The 21,188-nt window shown below is 70.8% G+C and carries 21 protein-coding genes; 7 read left to right on the forward strand and 14 right to left on the reverse strand.

Annotated features, from left to right (window positions below; genetic code table 11):
- Positions 1–210: 210 nt before the first annotated feature.
- Positions 211–1,392, reverse strand: coding sequence for an N-acetylmuramoyl-L-alanine amidase (locus BXU09_RS01160; protein WP_240500892.1), 1,182 nt, complete (start codon positions 1,390–1,392; stop codon positions 211–213).
- 176 nt (positions 1,393–1,568) lie between these two features.
- Between BXU09_RS01160 and BXU09_RS01165 the strand changes: the two genes are divergently transcribed.
- The gene (locus BXU09_RS01165) at positions 1,569–2,234 is read left to right on the forward strand and encodes a hypothetical protein (protein ID WP_078299928.1); all 666 of its coding nucleotides are present in this window, start codon (positions 1,569–1,571) and stop codon (positions 2,232–2,234) included.
- A gap of 77 nt (positions 2,235–2,311) precedes the next feature.
- Here BXU09_RS01165 and BXU09_RS01170 read toward each other — a convergent pair whose 3' ends face one another.
- A complete protein-coding gene (locus tag BXU09_RS01170; RefSeq protein ID WP_055362277.1) occupies positions 2,312–2,779 on the reverse strand; it encodes an RrF2 family transcriptional regulator in 468 nt (155 codons plus the stop codon).
- Positions 2,780–2,865: 86 nt separating this feature from the next.
- Positions 2,866–3,726, reverse strand: a complete 861-nt coding sequence (locus tag BXU09_RS01175) for a DUF1028 domain-containing protein (RefSeq protein ID WP_078299931.1) — start codon at positions 3,724–3,726, stop codon at positions 2,866–2,868.
- 87 nt (positions 3,727–3,813) lie between these two features.
- Here BXU09_RS01175 and pyrF point away from each other — a divergent pair, with 87 nt between their 5' ends.
- On the forward strand, positions 3,814–4,614 hold the full coding sequence (pyrF, locus tag BXU09_RS01180; protein WP_078299933.1) for an orotidine-5'-phosphate decarboxylase: 801 nt from the start codon (positions 3,814–3,816) through the stop codon (positions 4,612–4,614).
- Between the two features lie 30 nt (positions 4,615–4,644).
- Here the strand turns inward: pyrF and BXU09_RS01185 are convergent, their stop codons facing one another.
- The 3 genes from BXU09_RS01185 to proB all read right to left on the reverse strand — a co-directional run bounded on the left by BXU09_RS01185 (position 4,645) and on the right by proB (position 7,442).
- Entirely contained in the window at positions 4,645–5,520 is an 876-nt protein-coding gene (locus BXU09_RS01185) for an EamA family transporter (RefSeq protein ID WP_078299936.1), read from the reverse strand.
- Positions 5,517–6,275: a glucodextranase DOMON-like domain-containing protein gene (locus tag BXU09_RS01190; RefSeq protein WP_240500894.1), complete on the reverse strand. Its 759-nt coding sequence runs from the start codon at positions 6,273–6,275 to the stop codon at positions 5,517–5,519. Before BXU09_RS01190 ends, BXU09_RS01185 begins: the two co-directional genes overlap by 4 nt.
- A 75-nt stretch (positions 6,276–6,350) precedes the next feature.
- Complete coding sequence (gene proB / locus BXU09_RS01195; protein ID WP_078299939.1) at positions 6,351–7,442, reverse strand: glutamate 5-kinase; 1,092 nt, start codon at positions 7,440–7,442, stop codon at positions 6,351–6,353.
- Positions 7,443–7,569: 127 nt separating this feature from the next.
- On the opposite strand from proB, the gene BXU09_RS01200 reads away from it, so the two are divergent.
- Positions 7,570–8,268, forward strand: a complete 699-nt coding sequence (locus tag BXU09_RS01200) for a hypothetical protein (RefSeq protein ID WP_078299941.1) — start codon at positions 7,570–7,572, stop codon at positions 8,266–8,268.
- A 78-nt stretch (positions 8,269–8,346) separates the two neighbouring features.
- On the opposite strand, the gene BXU09_RS01205 is transcribed toward BXU09_RS01200, so the two are convergent.
- A complete protein-coding gene (locus BXU09_RS01205; protein ID WP_055363308.1) occupies positions 8,347–8,994 on the reverse strand; it encodes a TetR/AcrR family transcriptional regulator in 648 nt (215 codons plus the stop codon).
- A 252-nt stretch (positions 8,995–9,246) separates the two neighbouring features.
- On the opposite strand from BXU09_RS01205, the gene BXU09_RS01210 reads away from it, so the two are divergent.
- On the forward strand, positions 9,247–10,134 hold the full coding sequence (locus tag BXU09_RS01210) for a bifunctional 5,10-methylenetetrahydrofolate dehydrogenase/5,10-methenyltetrahydrofolate cyclohydrolase (RefSeq protein ID WP_078299943.1): 888 nt from the start codon (positions 9,247–9,249) through the stop codon (positions 10,132–10,134).
- Positions 10,135–10,211: 77 nt separating this feature from the next.
- Here BXU09_RS01210 and BXU09_RS01215 read toward each other — a convergent pair whose 3' ends face one another.
- The 6 genes from BXU09_RS01215 to BXU09_RS01240 form a co-directional block, all read right to left on the reverse strand.
- The gene (locus BXU09_RS01215) at positions 10,212–11,546 is read right to left on the reverse strand and encodes a glycosyltransferase (protein ID WP_078299946.1); all 1,335 of its coding nucleotides are present in this window, start codon (positions 11,544–11,546) and stop codon (positions 10,212–10,214) included.
- Positions 11,547–11,818: 272 nt separating this feature from the next.
- Positions 11,819–12,784, reverse strand: a complete 966-nt coding sequence (locus BXU09_RS01220; protein ID WP_144012144.1) for an alpha/beta fold hydrolase family protein — start codon at positions 12,782–12,784, stop codon at positions 11,819–11,821.
- A gap of 104 nt (positions 12,785–12,888) precedes the next feature.
- Positions 12,889–14,259, reverse strand: coding sequence for an aminotransferase class V-fold PLP-dependent enzyme (locus BXU09_RS01225; RefSeq protein WP_078299951.1), 1,371 nt, complete (start codon positions 14,257–14,259; stop codon positions 12,889–12,891).
- 348 nt (positions 14,260–14,607) lie between these two features.
- On the reverse strand, positions 14,608–14,997 hold the full coding sequence (locus BXU09_RS01230) for a Fur family transcriptional regulator (protein ID WP_078299956.1): 390 nt from the start codon (positions 14,995–14,997) through the stop codon (positions 14,608–14,610).
- A gap of 82 nt (positions 14,998–15,079) precedes the next feature.
- Positions 15,080–15,766, reverse strand: coding sequence for a hypothetical protein (locus tag BXU09_RS01235; RefSeq protein ID WP_078299979.1), 687 nt, complete (start codon positions 15,764–15,766; stop codon positions 15,080–15,082).
- The gene (locus BXU09_RS01240; RefSeq protein WP_078299984.1) at positions 15,766–16,560 is read right to left on the reverse strand and encodes a phage holin family protein; all 795 of its coding nucleotides are present in this window, start codon (positions 16,558–16,560) and stop codon (positions 15,766–15,768) included. The genes BXU09_RS01235 and BXU09_RS01240 overlap by 1 nt, the downstream gene beginning before the upstream one ends.
- 60 nt (positions 16,561–16,620) lie before the next feature.
- Between BXU09_RS01240 and BXU09_RS01245 the strand changes: the two genes are divergently transcribed.
- From BXU09_RS01245 to crtI, 3 genes are all read left to right on the forward strand, one after another.
- Complete coding sequence (locus BXU09_RS01245; RefSeq protein ID WP_078304529.1) at positions 16,621–17,322, forward strand: class I SAM-dependent methyltransferase; 702 nt, start codon at positions 16,621–16,623, stop codon at positions 17,320–17,322.
- A 127-nt stretch (positions 17,323–17,449) separates the two neighbouring features.
- Positions 17,450–18,283, forward strand: a complete 834-nt coding sequence (locus tag BXU09_RS01250; protein WP_078304531.1) for a phytoene/squalene synthase family protein — start codon at positions 17,450–17,452, stop codon at positions 18,281–18,283.
- 100 nt (positions 18,284–18,383) lie between these two features.
- Positions 18,384–20,099, forward strand: a complete 1,716-nt coding sequence (crtI, locus tag BXU09_RS01255) for a phytoene desaturase family protein (RefSeq protein WP_078299987.1) — start codon at positions 18,384–18,386, stop codon at positions 20,097–20,099.
- Between the two features lie 204 nt (positions 20,100–20,303).
- Here the strand turns inward: crtI and BXU09_RS01260 are convergent, their stop codons facing one another.
- Positions 20,304–21,119, reverse strand: a complete 816-nt coding sequence (locus tag BXU09_RS01260; RefSeq protein ID WP_055363261.1) for a M12 family metallopeptidase — start codon at positions 21,117–21,119, stop codon at positions 20,304–20,306.
- Positions 21,120–21,188 lie beyond the last annotated feature (69 nt).

A 21,188-nucleotide genomic window follows, 5' to 3' on the forward strand; every position in this document is an offset into this window, starting at 1 on the left:
CCCGTCGGGGGCATTCTCATCATTTGTGTCAGGCTCCCAGCGGATTCCGTTTGTTTCGCCAACAATCCGGAACTTCACCGGATTGCCGGCTCCACGTCCGGAACCCGTGTTGCTCCCACTCGCTTCGCTCGGATTGAACGGGCTGTGCAGCCCATTCAATCGGAGTTCGTATCAGAAGCGGCCGCTGCCCGCCCCTGCTGTGATGCGCCGCTACTTGGTGTGCAGGAAGTCCAGGATCGCGCGGGCCAGCGACTGCGCCAGCCGCTCCCGGTACGCGGCGGTCGCCAGTTTCGGCCCCTCGGACGGGTTCGTGCCGAATCCCAGTTCGACCAGAATGGCGGGCGTGGTCGGGTTGCGGATCACGTAGAACGCGTCGGTCCGCACGCCCCGGCTCACGGCGCCCGTCCCGGCCACCAGCTGAGACTGCACCTTCTGCGCCAGCTGCCGGCTGAACGCGATCTTCGCCTGCGCCAGAATGTCGCCCAGCAGGTTCTGGGCGGTGCTGGACGCCTTGCGGGTCAGTTCCTCGCCGAGGCTGCCGCCGCCGTTCTCACGCACGGCGAGGCTGCGGCTGCTGCCGGCCAGCGGCTGCCCGAAGTAGAACGTCTCGATTCCCTGCGCCGAAGCTCCCGCCGCGTTCACGTGAATGCTCACGAAGGCGCTGACCGTGCCGTTGTTCGCCATGCGGGCGCGGGCGTCCAGGTCCTGGGTCTTGTTGGCGCTCAGGTGCCGGTCCGAGTCGCGGGTCATGACGACCTCCACGCCGTGCCGCAGCAGTTCGGCGCGGGTACGCAGGGCCACGTCCAGGGTCACGTCCTCCTCGGTCACCCAGCGGCTGACCATGCCGGGATCCGTGCCGCCGTGACCGGGATCAAGGACCACGCGCGGCCGGGTGGTGGCCGAGGCAGTCGCCGGTCGCACCACCGCCGCCGGACGCGCCGCCGCGGTCGTCGCGGCTGGCCGGGCCGCGCCGCCGGTCGGCACGTCGATGACCAGCCGCGCCGGCTGACCGCCGGACGCCGGCAGGACGCTGGCGCTGGCCCTGGAGTGCCCGGCGGCCAGGGTCACGGTGACCGTTCCGCCCGACACGGCGTACGCGGTGACGCCCGGCGCTTTCAGGGCGCCCTGCTCGCTTTTCAGTGTCGTGCCGAGCTTCACGGTGACGGACTGCGAGGCGACTTTCGCCGTGCTAGTCACGGCGTTCTGGCCGGGCAGATCGAACACCAGCCGGGTGTACCCGTCATGGGTGCCCACGCGGGGCGCCGCGTGAGCCGGCAGCGTCAGGCCGCCCAGCAGGGAGGCCAGGGTCAGGGCCGTCACGCCCGCACGGGACAGGGGCGTCCGGAACAGGGTGGTTCGGGAACCGGCAGACAGGAGAGATGACAGCTTCACTGCTGCGGAGTGTAGCGCCGCCACGCGCAGCAGCGGATAGGAGCGCATGAGGCGGGTGGTTCCTGCATGAGAAACCGGCGCAGAGGCCGGAGAAAGGCAGGAGGAGGCAGGAGACTGAACCGAACCTGACGGCTCTCCTCACGCCGCTCAGTGCGCGGCCCGCTACGGTGGGCCTCATGAAGCCCACCCCCTCCCCCACCCTGGCCCGCCGGCTGACCGGCCTGCTGACGGCCCTGACCCTGGCTGCCGGCAGCGCCCAGGCCGTCAACTTCGGCGGCCTGAACGTCACACCGCGCGGCCCGCAGAACCTGAACCTCGAGACCGGCGCGACCGACCTGCCGCAGGGCGGCACCGCCACCGACAGTCGCGGCGGCGTGAAACTCACGGCGGCCCGCATGCAACTGCAGCCGGGGCAGCGGCTGAGCGCGCAGGACGCGACCATCACCACCCGGCAGGGCGGCACACTGAAGGCCGCCCAGGTCACGTACGACCTGAAGGCCGGGACGGTCACCGCCACGGGCGGCGTCACGTACAACGACACCCGCTTCACGAACCTCAGCGCGCCCAGCATGACCCTGAACGTGAAGAGCGGGTTCGTGACCGCGCGTGGCGGCGTGAAGGCCGCCAAGCCCGCCATGACCGGCGCCGCACTGGCCTTCGACCCCAGCACCATGCAGGCGATGCTGTCCGGCCCGTACCGCGTGAACCAGGGCACCCTGCGCGCCGACACGACCGCCCCCGCCGGGCGCCTGCTGCTGGTGTTCAGCGCCCGCTCGGTCGTGCGCGCCACCGAGGACCCCGACAGCAGCGACCGCAACCGCTTCGAACCGTACCTGAAGTAGGTTGATGGTTGAAAGTCGATGGTTGATAGAGGGGCGTTCCTTCCATCAACCATCGACTTTCAACCGTTCACCTGCTCCTACGCGTTGGGTTTCAGGAGGTGGCCGAGGCAGTGGCCGTAACTGACGCCCTGCTGCGCGTCGATCACGAGGTCCTGCACGCTGAACTCCTGCAGCACGCCCAGCATGGCGTCGCGCATGCGGGTGTAGATGGTGGTGCGGGCGTGGCAGCGGTCCTCCTCGGGGCAGTGCTCGTGCCAGTTGAGGCTGATGCACGACAGCGGCGCGACCGGCCCGTCGATGGCGCGCACGACCTCGCACAGGCTGATCAGCTGGGGCCGCCGGGCCAGCGCGTACCCGCCGCCGATGCCTTTCTTGCTTTTCACGACGCCCTTGGCGGTCAGGGCCGCCAGGATCCGCACCAGGTAGGGGCGGTGAACGCCGGTCGATTCACTGATTTCCTCGCTGGACACCCAGCGGGCCGGGTCCTGGGTACCCAGGAATCCCAGCGCCTGAAAGGCGTACACGTCGGTGGCTGAAAGCCGCATGGCAGGCAGTGTACCGCGCCGCGCCGCCCACACCGCCCCAGGGTATGAGGTTGAGGGGAGTGGGTGGTGGGGACCTCAGGCCCGCATCAACTCTCCGCGCCGTAGCGCTGCTGAAGGTACGCCAGCGCGACGGGGTCCACCTGACCGCCGGGCACCCAGCGTTCCTCCAGGTTCTCGGTGCCGAACAGCGCCCAGGCGGCCGCCTCGGTGTCGGCGTCCCAGGCGCCGGCGGGCAGGGCGGCGGCGTACCCCTGGCGGATCAGCAGGGCGCGCAGCCAGTCCAGCTGCTCCGGCGTGAGGGGGCGGGTGGTTTCGGGGCGGGTGAACAGCAGGTCATGGACGTCGAGCAGGCGGGCCAATTCCGCGCAGGGGGCGGCGTGGTCGTCGGCACGCAGGTTCACCCAGTCGTCGGTCAGGCCGCCGTAGCCGCGCCCCGGTCCGGCGCACAGCAGCGCGGCCGACTGCCGGCCCCGGCGGTCCCCGCCCGCCGCGTCGCCGGCCATCAGGGCGGCCAGCAGGCGGCGCGGCAGCGGCAGGTCCGTTCCGGCCTCCCAGGCGGCGCGCATGGCGGTCACGACGCCCGGCCCGGCCAGGATGTTGCCCTGAATCGCCACGTCCGGCCCGGCGTACCCGCCCGCCCAGGCGTGACAGTCGGGCCCGGTGAAGGTCACGCTGTCGCCGCTGGCACCGACCATCCCGAACTGCCGCTGCGCGATACCGGGGTCGGTCACCTGAAAGTGCGCGCTGATCACCTCGGCGCTCAGGCCGCCCCCCAGGAGCCGCAGCCCTTCCGGGCCGAAGGTGGGGTTCACGTAACTCTGCGTGGCAACGGCGCCCACACCGCCGCGCACGAAGGGCACCAGGGCGCCCACGGCCAGGAATTTGCTGGCGACCGCCACGCCCAGGTCACCCGTGCGGGCGTCGCGGCCCACGATGGAAAAGGTCATGCGTGCCAGGGTAACGCCTGAACTACAGAAATGGGCCGGTCGGTGGGGGACCAGCGGGGGAACGGAAATGCGGTAGCCTCGGACCCGATGAACTTCGCGCAGGCCGTCACCGACCGAACCCGCCGCCTGAACACCCGCCTGTGCGTGGGCCTGGACCCCCGCCTGGACGCGTACCGGGACGCCGCGCACCTGCGCGCCCACACCCTGGACGTGCTGGAGGCGACCGCGCCGTACGCGGCGTGCGTCAAGCCGCAACTGGCGTTCTACGAGGCGCTGGGCCTGGAAGGAATGCACATTCTGGAGGACGTGTGCGCGGCCGCCCGCACCCTGGGCCTGCCGGTACTGCTGGATGCCAAACGCGGCGATATCGGCAGCACCGCGCAGGCGTACGCGCAGGGCTGGCTGACCGGACGGCACGCGGGCGCCGCCCTGACCGTCAATCCCTTCCTGGGCTTCGAGACCCTGACCCCGTTCGTGGAGACGGCCCGCGCCAGTGGCGGCGCGGTATTCGTGCTCGTGAAGACCAGCAATCCCGGACAGGCGGACCTTCAGGGGCACGGCGTCAGCGAACGCGTGGCCGACGAGATCACCCGCCTGAACGCCGCCGAGGACGGCGAGTACGCCAGCGTCGGCGCGGTCGTGGGCGCCACGCACCCGCAGGACCTCGCCGCGTTCCGCGCCCGGATGCCGCGCGCCCTGCTGCTGCTGCCGGGCCTGGGCGCGCAGGGCGCCACGGCGGCGCAACTGGCCCCCGCCTTCGATGCGGGCGGAACCGGGGCGCTGGCCAGCGCCAGCCGGGGCGTGCAGTACGCACGCGGCCTGGACGTGCCAGCCAGCGTGCAGGCCGCCCGCACCTTCCGCGACGAACTGAACGCCGCGCTGGCATAACGGGGCTGGTCGCTTCCCGCCCCGCACCAGCTACTCCACGGGGGGGTGCTTCTCGGCGGGTTGCAGGCTGAGCAGCAGGGCGGCCCCGATGACCAGGGTGGCGCCCAGCAGAGCCAGTGGCGCGGGGCGCTCGCCGAACAGTGCGGCGGCCAGCGCGGCGGCCACGACGGGTTCCAGGCTGGCGATCACGCTGGCGCGCGTGGCGTTCAGGCGGCGCAGGCCCGCGCTGTACGCCAGGTACGCCAGGTACGTGCTGAAGAACGACAGGGCGATCAGGCTGCCCCAGGCGGGCGCGGTCTTGGCACTGAACGTCACGAACGGCAGCAGGCACGCGGCGCCCACGGGCAGCGCGACGGCCAGCAGCGCGGGCGGCGCGTAGCGGTCGAAGAAGGCGCGGCCGTAGATGTAGTACAGCGAGTACGTGAATCCGGCCGTCAGGCCCAGGCCCAGCGCGGCCGGGCTGACGGTCACGCCCTGCCCGCCGCCCAGGCTGATCAGGCCGATGCCGCCCAGCGTGCCGCCGATGGCGAGGGCCTCGCGCCGGCCCAGGCGTTCGCGCCACGCCGCCCAGCCGATCAGGGCGACGAAGGCGGGCGCGGTGTACAGCAGCACGCTGGCGAGGCTCGCCCCGCCGGCCCGGACGGCCAGCTGGTAACTGCCGTAGAACACGCTGACGCCCGCCACGCCGAACGCGGCCGTGACGAGCAGGTCCCGGCCGCGTGGCAGGGGCGCGCGGATCACGGCCGTGTGCAGCGCGTACAGCCCCCCGGCCAGGGCGGCGCGCCAGAATGCGACTTCCAGCGGCGCGATCCCGGCGGCCTGCGCCTGCTTGCCCAGGATGCCCAGCAGGCCCCACAGGACGGCGGCGGTCAGGATCAGCAGCGGAGCGGGAATCCGGGCGCTCATGGGCGGGACAGGCGGCGCCACACGAACACGGTGGCGATCACGGTGACCAGCAGGCCCACGCCGCCCAGGACGATCAGGGCGATGCTGACCCAGTCTCGCGTCTCACCGACGGCGGCCAGCGTGTCGTTCGTGAAGGCCTGCGTGTCGCCGGCCGGCGCGAGCACGTCCACCGGGGTGGGGGCGTCGGCGCGGCCGGCCTGCAGGGCGTCCGGGCGGACGTCCGGGCCGGGGCGCAGCAGGCCGCTGGTGGACAGGGGCGTGTACACGCTGCTGGTCACCCAGTACCCGTACTTCCCGGCGGGCAGGTCGGTGTCGATGACCAGACTGGTTCCCTGGACTCGGACGGTCGGGGCGGGCCGGACGGTCAGGCGGCCCAGCGTGTTCGCCTCGGTCAGGGTCGCGCCGACCCCCGTGACGCGCAGGTGGTACTGCCAGCCGCCCTGACCGCGCACGCGCAGGCCGGTGTCGGCCAGGACCTGCTGGCCGCCCAGCGCGCCCTTCACGAAGATGTCGGTCACGCCGGCACTGAACCCGCCCGGCGCGTTCCAGGGGTTGCCCATCTGCCCGAAACTGACGGTAAAGCGCATGGTCTCGCCGGTGCTGTCGGCCGTGAAGGCGCGCAGGTCGAGCATCTCGGCGGTGATGGCCGGGCGGGTGGGCAGCACGTACCCGCCGTCGCCGCGCGCGTCACCGGCCGGGTCGGTCACGGTGATCTGGGCGGCCAGCAGCGGAATGGAAAGCATGGGCAACAGCACGCACGGCAGTATAGGCGGCGCTGCGGGCGCTGCGTGTGGGCCGGCCTGCGCTCTGCCGGGGCTGGCGGGCGGAGGCTACAACCGCACGAGGTCGTCGCGGTGCACGGCTTCCGGGCCGTACGTGAAGCCCAGCAGGCCCTCGATGTCACGCGAGTGCCGCCCGGCGATGCGGGTCAGGTCGGCCGCGTCGTAGCGGGTCAGGCCGCGCGCGATCTCGTGGCCGCCGGGGTCGATCAGGCGGATGGTGTGCCCCCGGCGGAACGTGCCCTCGACCTGCGTGATCCCGGCGGGCAGCAGGCTCCCGCCGCGTTCGCGGACGGCGCTGGCGGCCCCGGCGTCCAGCAGGACGCGCCCGGCGGCGATCTCGGCCAGGATCCAGCGTTTGCGGGCTTCCAGGCGGGTCCCGGCGGCCAGGAAGCGCGTACCGAGGGCCTCGCCGCCCACGATGCGGACCAGGGCGTCCGGGGCGTCGCCGGGCGCGATCACGACGGGCGTTCCGGCGCGGGTGGCGATCTCGGCTGCCTGGATCTTGGTGTGCATGCCGCCCGTGCCCCGGTGCGATCCGGCCCCACCGGCACGCGCCCAGACTTCCGGCGTGACGCGCTCCACGACCGGGATCAGCGTGGCCGTGGGGTCGCTGCGCGGGTCGGAGGTGTACAGGCCGGGCGCGTCGGTCAGGATGACCAGCAGGTCCGCCTCGGTCAGGTTCGCCACGAACGCCGAGAGGGTGTCGTTGTCCCCGACCTTGATCTGTTCGAGGGCCACGGCGTCGTTCTCGTTGATGATCGGCATGACCCCGCGCGCCAGGCAGGCGTCCAGGGTGGTGCGGGCGTTCAGGTAGCGGGTGCGGTCCCGGAAGTCGTCGGCGGTCAGCAGCACCTGCGCGACCGGCAGACCATACAGGTCGGCCAGTTGCGCGTACATGTGCATCAGGCGGCCCTGGCCGACGGCGGCCAGCAGCTGTTTCTCTGCCAGGGTGCGGTCGCGCGGCGGGAAGCCCAGTGCCTCCCAGCCGGCCAGGACGGCGCCGCTGGTGACCAGGACGGCCTCGTGCCCGGCGGCGCGCACGGCAGACAGGCCGCGCATCAGGTCCACCAGACGGGGGCGGTGCAGGCGGTCCGTGCCGCCGGTCAGGACACTGGTGCCGAGTTTCAGGACTACGCGCATACCAGCGCAGGATACGCGCCGCGCCGGGCGGTCCCGCACGTACACAGGCAGACAGGGGCGCGCCGGCAGCGCGGGGCAGGATGGGCCGTCAGGTTCCGGTCAGAGTGGGCGCGCTATCACAGGTGAAGTGTTCACGTTTCACTTTCCGTTTCTGGAATTCACGGAGTTCAGGTGCCGCCGCGCCCTGCTGCCGTGCCTGCTGCTGGGTGGGGTGGCGCAGGCCGCCGCGCCGGACCCGCTGGGGCCGCTGGAGGGCGTGCGGCAGTTCATGGCGACCTTCACGCCCGACCCGGCCGAGCGGTCCCTGCTGGCCTACGCCCGCCGCGAACGGCTGGACTGGGCGGCCACGCAGAACCTGTTCGCGGCGCAGGTTCACGACGCCCCGAACCACTACCTGGAGTGGCGGGGACACAGCGGGCTCGATCCGGCCGGGCAGACCTTCACGGTCGTGCGGGCCGCGACGTTCCTGCGCTCCGGTCAGGCGCTGCTGGTCCTGACCCGCGAGTGGTGCGCGGCCGGCCGCTGCGAGTCCCGCACGACCTTCGCGTGGCAGGGGCCGGGCGGCTGGAAGTCCGTGCCGGAGGGCAGCGTCATTCCGCTGATCCGCGACGCCGATTTCGCGGCGGGGTCCGTCCCGGCCTGCCTGCGGGGCGTGACGCTGGGCGTGCAGTACGTCCCGGCCCGCCAGGGCACGGCGCTGCATGCCCTGCCGCTCGTCCCGGCCGCCGCGCAGCAGCGGTGCGAGTCGGCCGGCGTGAACATGACGACCGCCACGCGGCCCCTGCGCCTGAACTGGACACCCAGCGTCGGGAAGTTCCGCCGGTAGACAGAAACACGCCTGGACAGAAACACGCCGCGCGATCGCCCCTGGGGGCAGTCGCGCGGCGTTCTGCCGGGGTGAGGGTCAGCTGTCGGCGGCGGCCAGGCGGTCCACGACGGCGCGCAGCACCAGTTCGAACTCGCTCTGGAAGGTCCACTGGGCGTCCTGCCGGGGCTCCCCGGTGTTGGGGTCCAGGCCGGGCAGGGACTCGCTGAACTGCTGCCAGCCGATGGCGACCGCGTACAGGTGCCGCAGGATGCGCAGCGTGGTGGCGGGCGAGTACGGCATGTGCTCGACCAGTCGGCCCAGCTGGGCGTCCAGGTCGCGGCGGAATTCGGTGGCGAGTTCCGGGCGCACGTTGCGTTCCAGCACGGTGCCCAGCAGCACCAGCAGGCGGCGCAGGGGCGTCAGGGTCTCGCTGGAGTCCAGCAGGGCGTCGCTGACCTCGGTGGGCGTGCGGGGCCGGCGCTCCTGCAACAGCTCGGCGGTGCGGGTGATCCAGGCGTGCAGGTGCTCGCTGAGCAGTGCCAGGAACAGTTCTTCCTTGGTGTCGAAGTACAGGTACAGGGTGCCCTTGGCAAGGCGGGCCTCGCGGGCCACCTGATTCATGCTGAGGTCGGCGTAGGTCGTGGTGGTCCAGAGGCGCTCGGCGGCGCGGAGGATGTCGTCGCGGCGACGGTTCTTTTCTTCGGCGCTGCGGGCGCGGGCGGGGCGGGGCGTGTCGGTGACCATCTGTTCAGAAGATAGGGGTGCGCGGCGCGCGCCGCTGTGAAGGTCTTCACGTACCCCCCCCCAGGGGATTAACGCCAGCACACGTGAAACCATTTCACGCCGAACGGAAAGCAGACCCGACACGTCCACACGCGCTGCCGCCCAGTCCGGCGGAACTCGGTATGCTGTGCCGGAACGAGCCCGCCCCCGCCGCCGGGGGCCGCCCCCGACCGCCCCTACCCCCCCCGCTCCCGACCCAGACTGGACACCCCCATGACCACACCGGACCCCACCCCCACCGAAACTGCGCTTCCCAGCGGCCCCCTGACCGGCAAGGCCCTGGCCGATCAGGTCACGCGCGGCGTGAAAGCCGACCTGCGCGCCTGGAACTTCCGCCCGCACCTCGTCAGCGTGCTCGCCAGCGGCGACCCGGCCTCCCGCGTGTACGTGGACAGCAAGGCACGCCGCGCCGAACGCCTCGGCGTGCAGTTCACCGCCCGCGACCTGGGCGACACCCTGACCGACGCCGCCCTGCACGCCGCCCTCGACGAACTCTCCGCCGACCCCGGCGTGCACGGCATCATGCTCGAACTGCCGCTCGCACCCGGCCTGGACGCCGACGCCGCCCTGCTGCGACTCGCGCCCCGCAAGGACGTCGAGGGCCTCAGCCCCGCCAACCTCGCCCTGATCGCCGCCGGACGTGAAACCGAGGCGCTGCTGCCACCCACCCCACGCTCTGTCCGCTTCCTGCTGCGCGCCGCCCTCGGCGACGACCTGCGCGGCCTGAACATCGCCGTGATCGGCCCCGGACGCACCGTGGGCCGCCCCCTGACCTTCATGCTGAACAACCGGGGCGCGACCGTCACCCTCTGCAACGAACACACCCGCGACCTGCGCCGCGTGCTGGCCCCCATGGACGCCATCGTGGTCGCCGTGGGCCGCGCCGCACTGCTGCGCCCGGACCACGTGCAACCGCACCACGTCGTCATCGACGCCGGGATCAACGTGCAGCCCGGCGGCGTGGTCGGCGACGCCACCCCGGAACTGCCGGTCCGCGCGCAGACCCCCGTCCCCGGGGGGGTCGGCCCGCTCACCAGCGCCCTGATGTACCAGAACCTCGTGCGCGCCGTGAAACTCCAGCGCGGCGAGCCCGTCGAGTGAACTGAGCCTGCCCGGATAACGGAGAGCCCCGCATCAGAGCAGCGTCTGATGCGGGGCTCTCGGTGGGGTGCAGTCGCTCAGTCCGAAGCGGCCGGAGCGGTCACGTTGGACCTCGCGGGTTCCGCGTGCCGTTCCGGAAGCTCCAGCGTGGCGTCGTCATGCCGGACGCTCTTGTACCAGCCCCGGCGTCCGGTGAAGTGGTTGAAGTACGCTTTCGGCAGGCTGGACAGCAGCGCGAACGAGTAGACGGGCAGGCTGACCATGGCAAATGGCAGGTAGCGGAGTGGCAGCCGCCGCTCGCGGATGTACCGCAGCACCCAGTTCAGCTGCATGATCAGCGGCAGCACGGTCAGGAGCAGCCCGACCTCGGGCGTGATCGTCAGTCCCTGTCCTCCGAAGACCCGGCGCAGCCCCTGGCTGGCGAAACTGATGATCAGCAGCAGGTTCAACCAGGGTCCCAGGATGAAGTAACTGAAGTCCAAGCGCGTGATCCAGCTGGCGCGGGTTCGCCACAGTCTGCGGAGGTACGGCAGGCACTCCATGGCTCCCTGCGTCCAGCGGACCCGCTGCCGGATGAACCCGGAGAGTTCCACCATGCCCTGCTGGCTGATGTGCGTGGGCAGGTAGGCGATCCGGTGTTCTGGCGAATGCAGGCGAATCTCGACGGCGCTCGCGAAATCCTCCAGCAGCACTTCGGGCCAGGGATCGGTGCCGGCGTCCAGTTGCTGCGCCACGTAACTGACGCGCATGCACTGGCCGTTGCCGGTCAGGGACGCCGTTCCGCCGCGCACCCGGTAGCGCTGGATATGGCCCGTGATGAACGCTTCGAGATCCTGCTGGAACAGCAGCATCCGTGAGACCAGGCCGGCCGGTCCCGGCCGCGCACCGGTCTGCCGGAAGCGCATCCAGCCCTGCGCGGCCATGACGTTCGGGTCGGCGAACGCCCCCCAGACCTGCCCCGCGAAGTCCTCCTGAACGCGGCCGTCGGCGTCGAGCACCACGATGACCTGCTGGTCGGGGCAGTCACCGAAGAACCCGTCGCGCAGCAATCCGCGCACGGCCCAGTTCATGGCGCGGCCCTTGTTCTGGCGGGCTTCCGGGTGCTGCCGTTGCAGCAGCGTGATGGCCGGGTCGCCCTGAGCCGCCCGCAGGACGATCTGGGCCGTCTGATCGTCACTCGCGTCGTCGATGACGACGATCCGGGCACTCGGCACCGTGCGGCGCAGGTTTTCCAGGGTCGCTCCGATCACCTGGGCCTCGTTCAGCGCCGGAATCAGGAAGTTCAGCTGCGCTCCGCTGCTCTCGACCCGCACGCGGGGTTTTCTCTGCAGGGCCGCCGCCGTTTGCTGCACGATGTACAGGCAGAACAGCAGCAGGCCGATCACGTCGATGATTTTCAGTACTTCTGTCAAGTCTCACTCCTGTAAGACGGCAGGCTGCCGTTGCAACTCTGCAACTATGCCTGATTTCCGCTCAGAAGTCCTACTGACCTGATGAGGTACCGGGGGTCATCTGTGAGCAGCAGCCGGCGCTGGCCTCATACGGACTCCGATTGAATGGGCTGTAAAGCCCGCTGGGTCCGAGCGAAGCGAGTGGGAGAGAAACGGGTTCCGGACATGGAGCCGGCAATCCGGTGAAGGTCCGGATTGTCGGCGAAACAAACGGAATCCGTATCACGTCCTCTTCAGGCGCTCAGGAAGGCGCTGACCAGGGTGGGCAGGGGGCCGGGGTCCATCAGGAAGGCGTCGTGGCCGTGAATGGAGTCCAGTTCGTGGTAGTGGGCGCGGGGTAGCAGGGCCGCGCCGGCCCGAACCTCGGTGGGGGGGTACAGGACGTCGCTGCGGATCCCGACGACCAGGGTGGGCGTCTGGATGGTGCGCAGTTCCTGGTCGGTGGGCTGGAAGGCGTCCATGGCGCCGGTCAGGGCCACGTAGCTGCGTTCGCAGAAGCGCGCCTGGAGCTTCTCACCGTGGTGGTGCAGGTAACTGGTGATGGCGGGCACGCCGGGCACGCGCTGGCCGGTCTGCGTGACGGCGAAACTCTCGGGGCTGCGGTACGAGAGCATGGCGATCTGCCGCGCGACCTTCAGGCCTTCCCCGCCGGGTGCGGCGCGGATGGCGCTTCGGGCAGCGGTGTTCAGGCCGATCGCCCACGGTGAGTGGCGCGCCGGGGCGCCGATGATCACGGCGCGTTCCACGAGGTCCGGGCATTCGAGCAGCCAGGCGTAGGCGAGCATGCCGCCCATGCTGGCGCCCACGATCCGCACGCGGTTCACGCCCAGGTGTTCGAGCAGGGCGCGGCCGGTGCGGGCCATGTCGCGCAGGGTCAGGGGCGCGTCGGCGCCGGCCACGCGGGGCAGGTCGGCGGGGCCGGTCGTGCCGGCGCAACCGCCCAGCACGTTCGCGCAGATCACGTAGTCGCGCGTGGGGTCCAGCGGGCGGCCCTCGCCCAGGAAGTCCGGCCACCACTCGTGCACGGCACTCGTGCCGGTCAGGGCGTGCAGGACGAGGGTGGCGGTGGGTTGCGGCGTGCCGTACGTGTGGTACGTGACGGTCACGTCGTTCACGGGCTGTCCGCAGTCGAGCAGCAGGGGCGCGTGCCGGAACAGACGGGCGGTCTGCGCGGCAGGCGTCTGGGCGGTGGGGGTCAGGTCAGGCTGGCCCGCCTGACATCGGTCCGTGGCGGCCGTCCCGTCATCCGCCTCGGTGCTCGCGGGGGGCGGGAGGTGGACCTGGGCCGGGTGCGTCTGGGCGGTCACTGCACCACTCCGGGTTGCGCCACTCCTGGTTGTACGGCTTCCGGCTGGACGGCTTCCGCTTCGGTCAGCGCGGCGGCCAGCGCCTGCGCGAAGTCGTCGCGGATGTCGTCGATGTGTTCGATGCCAACCGACACACGCACCAGTCCCGGTGTGACGCCCGCCGCCGCCTGCGCCTCGGCGCTCAGCTGGCTGTGGGTGGTGCTGGCCGGGTGGATGACCAGCGTGCGGGTATCCCCGACGTTCGCCACGTGCTGCGCGAGGTTCACGGCGCGGATGAACGCCTCGCCCGCCGCGCGCCCGCCGCGCAGTTCGAAGGTCAGGACCGCGCCCGCCCCGCGCGGCAGGTAGTGCTGCGCGCGGTCGTAGTGCGGGTGATTACTCAGGCCGGGGTACGTGACGCGCGCCACGTCCGGGTGGGCCGCCAGCCACGACGCGAGCGCCAGGGTGTTCTGCGCGTGCCGCTCGGCGCGCAGGCTCAGGGTTTCCAGGCCCTGAATGAACTGCCACGCCTGCTGCGGAGCCAGGGTGGGGCCCAGGTCGCGCAGGCCCTCGGTGCGGGCGCGGGTGATGAACGCCACGTTCGGCAGGCCCAGCGCGTTACCCTCCCCGAACGTCTCCCAGAAGTTCAGGCCGTGGTAGCTGGGGCTGGCCTCGGTCATCAGGGGGTAACGGCCGTTGCCCCAGTCGAAGGTGCCGCCGTCCACGATCACGCCGCCGATGCCGTTGCCGTGCCCGCCGATCCACTTGCTGGCCGAGTGCAGCACCACGTCCGCGCCGTGCCGCAGCGGCTGGCAGTAGTACCCGCCCGCGCCGAAGGTGTTGTCCACGAACACCGCGACGCCCTGGGCGTGCGCGGCGGCCGCGATCGCCTCGAAATCCGGGATGTTCAGCGCCGGGTTCCCGATGGTTTCCAGGTACACGGCGCGGGTGCGGTCGTCGATCAGGGCCGTGAATTCCTCCGGGCGTTCCTCGCGGCTGGTGAAGCGCACCTCGATGCCCAGCCGTTTCAGGGTCACGCGGAACTGGTTGACGGTCCCGCCGTACAGGTTCGGGCTGGACACGATGTTGTCCCCGGCCTGCGCGACGTTCGTGATCGCCAGGAACTGCGCGGCGTGCCCACTGGCGACCGCCAGCGCGCCCACGCCGCCCTCCAGCGCCGCGACCCGCGCCTCGAACACGGCGTTCGTGGGGTTCATGATGCGGCTGTAGATGTTCCCGAACGCCCGCAGGCCGAACAGGTCGGCGGCGTGCTCGGGGGACTGGAACACGTAACTGTTCGTGGCGTAGATGGGCGTCTGCTGCGCCCCGGTGGTCGGGTCGGGCTGCTGACCGGCGTGAACCTGCAACGTTTCGAATTTGTGCGCCATGACGTGCGCCTCCTCGGTGGGGACCGTGGGACGCCGCCTGGAATCAGGACAGCGCCCCTGCTCGTAGGGATCGAGAAGGGGCGCTGATGGGTATCAACCGCGTGACCTTCCCTCTTGGTCCCTCCCGGCGGTCATCGTTGACCCGCGGCGGGTGGGCTGGCCTTGGCACCGTGACGCGATGAGGTCCGGTTGCCGCGCCGTCTACGAGCCAGTTCTCTCGGGCGCTCTGAAGTGGGTCGCTCCACGCAGGAGCTACCGCGCAGCCTAGCGTCCCGGCCCGCCCAGGGTCAAGGGCGTGGAGACTGGGAGCGCGGGGTAAAAGCGGCAGGCCGCTGTGTGGTTTGTGGGTCAGCCGGGCTGCGCGGCGCAGTCCGGGCACTGGCCGTACAGCGTGACCTCGTGGGCGCGCACGATGAATCCGCCGGGGTAGACGGTGCCGCTGGGCAGCGCGACCGGGCAGGTGTGCAGCGTGAAGACGCGGCCGCAGTCCTGGCAGGAGAAGTGGTGGTGGTGGCCCTGGCCGCTGGCCTCGTAGAGGGTCTCGCCGTCGAGCGTAACGGGGTGGATGCGGCCCTGCTCGGTCAGGAGTTTCAGGGTGCGGTACACGGTGGCGATGCCCAGGCCCGGCAGGTCGCTCCGCGCGCGGTCGAGCACGTCGGCAACGGCCAGTGGTCCCTGGGCGGCCTGCATGATGCGGGTGATCACATCGCGCTGGCGGGTGCTGCGGGTGGCGGTCATGGCCGCAGGCTAGCACTCCTGATCGGGGCGTATCAAAAAGCAGCCCACCTTTGACGGGTGGACTGCTGGCAGGGACAGGCGGTCAGCGGCGGTTGGGGTTGCCCATCTCGTCGGGCGCGATGGGGCTGCCCACCGCCTTGGCGTCCACGTGGCTGGCCGGGGCGGGTTTCACGCCGGGGTGCGCGGGGGTCGGGGCGGGCGGGACGCTGCCCTCGGCCGGGGCCTGCTGGGCGTAACTCTGCACGGGGCTCTGCGCGGTCGTCTGGGCGGCGGTCGTCTGGGCGGCAGGCGTCTTGACGAAGCTGGCGGTGCCGCCGGTCGCCGTCGGACGCGCGGCCGGGGTGCGGCCGGTCTGGGCGGTGGCGCGGGCTGCCGTGCCGGCCGGCTGTCCGGATTTCTCCAGCAGGTTGTCTGCCAGCTGTTCCAGGCGCGGCGTGACCACGCGGTCCATCACGGTCTTGACGGCCAGCGTGCCGAGCGTGGCGACGAGGGCGCCGCCCACGCCGCCGCCCTTGCCGGACTTCTGGGCCTTGATCAGGGCCTTCTGGTGCTTGGCGGGGCTGGCGGCGTCCACGTAGATCTTCTTGCTGCGCTTGAACTGGCGGCCCACGACCATGCCGATCACGGCGCCCACGGCGGACGCGCCGCCCAGCATCTTCAGGGGGTCTTTCTGCAGGTTGACCTGCAGGCTGGCCTGCTGGGTCAGGGCGTCCACGCTGTTCTTGAGGCGTTCGCGGGCTTCCTCGCGTTCCGTCAGGTACTCGGCCATCAGGACTGTCCTCCTTTTTTCATGTCGTCCCGGAAGGTCGGGGCGGTGCTGACGGGAATGCCGGGGGCGTCCTTGAGCACGACGGGTTCCTGCAGGTTGGGGTCGTGGGCGTGGTGCTCGTCGCCGCGGTGGCCCTTGCCGACCTCGCTGCCGTCGATCTGCTTGTTCAGGCCGCTGCCGTAGTTGGCGGGTTCACCGCCGGGTTTGCTCTCGTACACGGGAACGGTGGTCTCGCCGCCCTCGATGCGGACGGTGGCGGTGCCGCCGCCCTCGCGGGTCACGCGGTTCTCGCCGGCGGCGTACTGGCCGGCGTCACGGCCGATCTCGACGCGGGGGCCGCTGGAGTTGTGGGCGTCGCGTTCGGTGTTGCTGCCGGTGGCGGGGCGGGAGGCGGCGCTGCCCACAGGCCGGGTGTCGGTCTGTTCGGCGCGGTCACCCAGGTCGTCGGGGCGGCGGTAGCGGGGTTCATCCATGCGGACCTCTGCACCCAGTTTGCGGATGCCGATGAAGATCAGCGCGCCGGTCACAGCGAAGCTGAGCAGGGCGATGATCAGCGCGGCGGCCCAGGCGCCCAGGCCCAGGCGCATCAGACCGTAGAACACGGCCAGGATGATGAACACCAGTCCCAGGATCAGCGGGCCGGTCGCGGCCAGCAGCAGCACCGCGCCGATGCCCTTGGCCTTGGCGATCTGGCCGGCCTTGCGGGCGACGGCGTTGATCTCGGATTTCACGAGGGTCAGGCCGGCGTCGAAGACGTCCACCAGCGCTCCTCCCATACTCTTGCGTTCTTCCATGCGTTCCTCCGGGGACCCTCACGAAACCGTGAACGGCGGGTCTCAATGTTCATCAGCATAATGAACCCTGTGCCGCCTTCTGCCCAGAGCCAAGAAAATCTGAATCCCGAGCCGGCCCTGAGTGCCGCGCAGCGGAGCAACCTCTTTCCCCTGACGGCCGCCGGGTATGCGTGGTGGCGTGAGCGGTCCCTGCGGGCGCTGGGCGCGGATTTCACGCTGGAACGAGAGGCGGCGCTGTTCCGGGCGCTGTGCCGCCCGCAGGCGGGTCAGGACTGGCTGGACGTGGGCACCAGCGCCGGCTTCTACGCGGGTGTGCTGGCCCGCGCGGACTGCCGGGTGCTGGCCGTGGACCTGAGCGCCCCGATGCTGCGTGAGGGAGCGCGGCGCGAGCCTGACGCCCGAATCGACTGGGCGCAGCTGAACATGGAACGCAGCGACCTGCCGCCTGCGGCGTTCGATGGGGTGACGGTCGGCGCGACCCTGAACGAGACGCGCGGCCCGGCGGCGCTGCTGGCCGAGTGCGCGCGGGTACTGCGGCCCGGCGGTCAGCTGTGGCTGATGTACCTGCGCCGCACCGGCGGGCCACTGCAATCGCTGTTCGAGCGGCCGGCGGCGGGCGGCCTGAACTTCCCGGACCCCGCGTGGGTGGCGCGGCACCTGCCGGGCCTGACCCGCACGGACGGCCTGGGCGTGGGCGCCGTGCAGTTCGAGCGGTACGTGCGGGACGGGCGCCCTGACGACGGCGCGCGGGAAACTCTGTAAGAATGCGTGACGTTTCCCCCCTACGCGCCCCCTACACTCGGTGGAAAGGAACCCAACCGTGACTGACGTGACCTTCCCTCCCCCATCCAAGAGCGCCCTGGCGCAGGCCGTGGCGCACTGCCAGGACATGACGCGGGAGCACAGCAAGACCTTCTACCTGGGCTCGCGGTTCTTCCCGGCGCAGCAGCGTCAGGCCGTGTGGGCCGTGTACGCCGCCTGCCGCGATGGGGACGATATCGTCGACGAGCGCAGCGGCGAGGCGGCCCGCGCCGGACTGGACGACTGGTGGGCGCGCACGCAGGCGGCCTTCGAGGGCCGGCCCGGCCCGCACCCCATCGACACGGCGCTGTCGTGGGCGGCCCGCACCTACTCGATTCCGCTGTCGGCCTTTGCCGAGCTGCACGACGGGCTGCGCATGGACCTCGCCGGGCACGAGTACCGGACCATGGACGACCTGATGCTGTACTGCCGGCGCGTGGCGGGCGTGGTGGGGTTCATGATCGCGCCGGTCAGCGGGTACAGCGGCGGCGAACGCACCCTGCACGCCGCGCTGATGCTGGGACAGGCCATGCAACTGACGAACATCCTGCGGGACGTGGGCGAGGACCTGAGGCGCGGCCGCGTGTACCTGCCGCAGACGCTGCTGACCGAGTACGGCGTGACCCTGGGCGACCTGGAACGCGGGGTGGTCACGCCCGAGTACCGCGCCCTCATGGAGCACCTCTCGGGGCTGGCGCGCGACTGGTACGTGCAGGGCCGCGCCGGGATTCCCTGCCTGCACGGCAGCGCGCGGCTGGCCGTGGCGACCGCCGCGCGCGCCTACGAGGGCATCCTGGACGATCTGGCCCGCAACGACTTCGATAACTTCGGCCGGCGGGCGCACGTGAGCGGCACCCGCAAACTGATGATGCTGCCGCAGGCGTGGTGGGAACTGCGGTCCGCGCCCACCCCGGCCGGCTGAGTCCCGCTCCGCTTTTCTTTCTGTTCCCTGGCCCGCCGCCCCGGCCCGCCTGCTGCTCCCCTTCCCTGTTCACGCCGCCCTGCGCGGCGGAGGTTCCTGCATGACTGCTTCTGACACCCCTGCTCTTTCCGCTTCCAAACGCAAGACCGCGCTGATCATCGGGTCCGGCATCGGCGGCCTGAGTCTCGGCATTCGCCTGCAATCGCTGGGCTTCGACACGACCATCCTCGAACGCCTGGACAAGGCGGGCGGACGCGCGTACCAGAAACGCACCGAGGACGGGTACGTGTTCGACATGGGGCCGACCGTGATCACGGTGCCGCACTTCATCGAGGAACTGTTCGCGCTGGAACGCGACGCCGGGATGCTGGCCGGGGCGGATTACCCTCCGGCGGTGCTGGCCCCGGACGCCCGCGTGCGCGAGGGAGAGAGCGGCGGCCCGCGCACCCGCGAGTACGTGAAGCTCGTGCCGATCCTGCCGTTCTACCGCATCTACTTCGATGACGGCACCTTCTTCGACTACGACGGCGACCCGGTCAGCACCCGCCGCCAGATCGGCGAACTGGCCCCCGAGGACCTCGCCGGGTACGAGCGTTTTCATGACGACGCCCGCGCCATCTTCGAGCGCGGCTTCCTGGAACTGGGGTACACGCACTTCGGGGACGTGGCGACCATGCTGAAGGTCGTGCCGGACCTGATGCGCCTGGACGCCGTGCGCACCCTGTTCAGCTTCACCGGCAAGTACTTCAGTAATCCCAAGATGCAGCAGGTGTTCTCGTTCGAGACGCTGCTGGTGGGCGGCAACCCCCTGAGCGTGCCCGCCATCTACGCCATGATCCATTTTGTAGAGAAGACCTGGGGCATCCACTACGCCATGGGTGGCACGGGCGCGCTGGTGCAGGGCTTCGTTCGCAAGTTCGAGGAACTCGGGGGGCGCATCGAGTACGGGCAGGGCGTGCAGGAAATCCTGGTCACGGATGACCGGGGCCGCCCGGTCCGGCACCCGCTGGGGCGGCGCGTGGCGCGCGGCGTGCGGCTGGAGAGCGGGCAGGAACGCCATGCGGACATCGTGGTCAGTAACGGCGACTGGGCGAACACGTACCTCAAGCGCCTGCCGGCCGCCGCGCGCCTCGTGAACAGCGACGTGCGCGTGAAGGCCGCCCGCCAGAGCATGAGTCTGCTGGTCATCTACTTCGGGTTCCGCAAGACCGACACGGACCTGAAGTTGCGTCACCACAACATCATCCTGGGGCCGCGCTACCAGGAACTGCTGACCGAGATCTTCGGGAAGAAGGTACTGGGCCGCGACTTCAGCCAGTACCTGCACGTCCCCACCCTGACCGACCCCAGCCTCGCGCCGGAAGGGCACCACGCGGCGTACACGCTGGTGCCGGTGCCGCACAACGCCAGCGGCCTGGACTGGGCGGTGGAAGGCCCGAAACTGGTGGAGCGCGTGTACGCCTTCCTGGAGGAACGCGGGTACATCCCGGACCTGCGCGCCCGACTGACGCACAGCGAGTTCATCACGCCCGACTACTTTGAAGGCACGCTGGACAGCTACCTGGGCAACGCCTTCGGCCCCGAGCCGACGCTGATCCAGAGTGCGTTCTTCCGCCCGCACAACCGCAGCGAGGACGTGGGCAACCTCTACATGGTCGGCGCGGGCGCGCAACCGGGCGGCGGGACGCCCAGCGTCATGATGAGCGCCAAGATGACCGCCCGACTGATCGCAGAGGACTTCGGGATTCACCCCAGCATCCGTGACGGCGTGCCTGCCACGCAGGACACTGCCACCGCGGAGAGCGCCGCCGACTGATCCGGCACACGACGGAGGAGAGGGGCCGCCACCTGAACCGGTGTGGCGGCCCCTCTCCTCTGCTTTCTTGTACGGGTTCCGTCTGTTGCGTTGACAGATCGGAACACCACCGATCCGCCAACTCCACGCCCGGAACCCGCTTGACTCCCTCTCGCATCCGCTCGGGTTGAACGGTTCTGGCAAACCATTCAACCGGAGTCCGTATCAGCGGGGGTACATGGCGTTGACGGTGCTCCTGTCGGTCGTCGAGAAGCCGTTGCGCTGGCCCATGCGGTTCAGGTCCACGCTGGAGCTCAGGGGCTGGATGGCGATCTTGCCGTCGAAGAAGGCGGGGTAGTGCATGATCGAGTCGAAGTCGTACGCGCCGTAGCCGGCGCTGCCGCTGCGGATCTGGTACTGGCTCTGCCAGTCGGCGGGAATGTTCGCCCAGACGATCTGCACGTGCTTGTCGCGGTCCGGGCGGGTCTGCTCGTGGAACAGGCCCATGGCGTGCCCGAACTCGTGGATGATCGTGCCGGTCGTGCAGCGGTCGGCGAGGGTGATGGTCTGCTTGCCGCCCACCATGCCCAGGCTGGAGGCGCAGCTGGTGCCGGTGTTGTACGTGATTTCCACGTAGTTGCGCTGGGTGGTGCTGGTGCGGGGCGTGACGACCACGTTGGTGGTCGAGCGGATGGTGGACGCGGCGGCGGCCACGCGGTCCCGGATGGCCTGCGGGACGTTCGCGGCGAAGGTGTACGGGATGGTGCGGCCCGTCCAGCGGTAGCGGGTGTCCACGACGTAGGTGCCCTGCGGCGTGACGCTGCTCAGGTCCGCGAGGATGATGTCGTCCTCGAGCATCAGGTAGCCGTCCTGCTCGAAGCCCGTGACCTGCTGGCGGGTGCCGTCGGGGAGGATCAGCGTGGCGGGCCGGGTGTTCGGAGCCGTGCGGGCGGACGGGCCGTCCTGCTGCGGGGAGGGCTGGGACGTGGAGCAGGCGGCGAGCAGCAGGGACAGCAGCAGAACAGGTGTGACTTTACGCATGGCAGGGCACCTCGGTTGTGGGATGCCCAGAGATTAGAGGAAAATTAGAGCCGTGTCCAGTCGCCCGGT

The sequence above is a fragment of the Deinococcus sp. LM3 genome (genome assembly GCF_002017875.1).
Classification (GTDB): domain Bacteria; phylum Deinococcota; class Deinococci; order Deinococcales; family Deinococcaceae; genus Deinococcus.

Coding starts and splice junctions, on each gene's coding strand:
- BXU09_RS01165 (WP_078299928.1), top strand. CDS start 1,569: ATGAAGCCCACCCCCTCCCCCACCCTGGCCCGCCGGCTGACCGGCCTG.
- BXU09_RS01170 (WP_055362277.1), bottom strand. CDS start 2,779: ATGCGGCTTTCAGCCACCGACGTGTACGCCTTTCAGGCGCTGGGATTC.
- BXU09_RS01175 (WP_078299931.1), bottom strand. CDS start 3,726: ATGACCTTTTCCATCGTGGGCCGCGACGCCCGCACGGGTGACCTGGGC.
- pyrF (WP_078299933.1), top strand. CDS start 3,814: ATGAACTTCGCGCAGGCCGTCACCGACCGAACCCGCCGCCTGAACACC.
- BXU09_RS01185 (WP_078299936.1), bottom strand. CDS start 5,520: ATGAGCGCCCGGATTCCCGCTCCGCTGCTGATCCTGACCGCCGCCGTC.
- proB (WP_078299939.1), bottom strand. CDS start 7,442: ATGCGCGTAGTCCTGAAACTCGGCACCAGTGTCCTGACCGGCGGCACG.
- BXU09_RS01205 (WP_055363308.1), bottom strand. CDS start 8,994: ATGGTCACCGACACGCCCCGCCCCGCCCGCGCCCGCAGCGCCGAAGAA.
- BXU09_RS01210 (WP_078299943.1), top strand. CDS start 9,247: ATGACCACACCGGACCCCACCCCCACCGAAACTGCGCTTCCCAGCGGC.
- BXU09_RS01225 (WP_078299951.1), bottom strand. CDS start 14,259: ATGGCGCACAAATTCGAAACGTTGCAGGTTCACGCCGGTCAGCAGCCC.
- BXU09_RS01230 (WP_078299956.1), bottom strand. CDS start 14,997: ATGACCGCCACCCGCAGCACCCGCCAGCGCGATGTGATCACCCGCATC.
- BXU09_RS01235 (WP_078299979.1), bottom strand. CDS start 15,766: ATGGCCGAGTACCTGACGGAACGCGAGGAAGCCCGCGAACGCCTCAAG.
- BXU09_RS01240 (WP_078299984.1), bottom strand. CDS start 16,560: ATGGAAGAACGCAAGAGTATGGGAGGAGCGCTGGTGGACGTCTTCGAC.
- BXU09_RS01245 (WP_078304529.1), top strand. CDS start 16,621: ATGAACCCTGTGCCGCCTTCTGCCCAGAGCCAAGAAAATCTGAATCCC.
- BXU09_RS01250 (WP_078304531.1), top strand. CDS start 17,450: ATGACGCGGGAGCACAGCAAGACCTTCTACCTGGGCTCGCGGTTCTTC.
- crtI (WP_078299987.1), top strand. CDS start 18,384: ATGACTGCTTCTGACACCCCTGCTCTTTCCGCTTCCAAACGCAAGACC.
- BXU09_RS01260 (WP_055363261.1), bottom strand. CDS start 21,119: ATGCGTAAAGTCACACCTGTTCTGCTGCTGTCCCTGCTGCTCGCCGCC.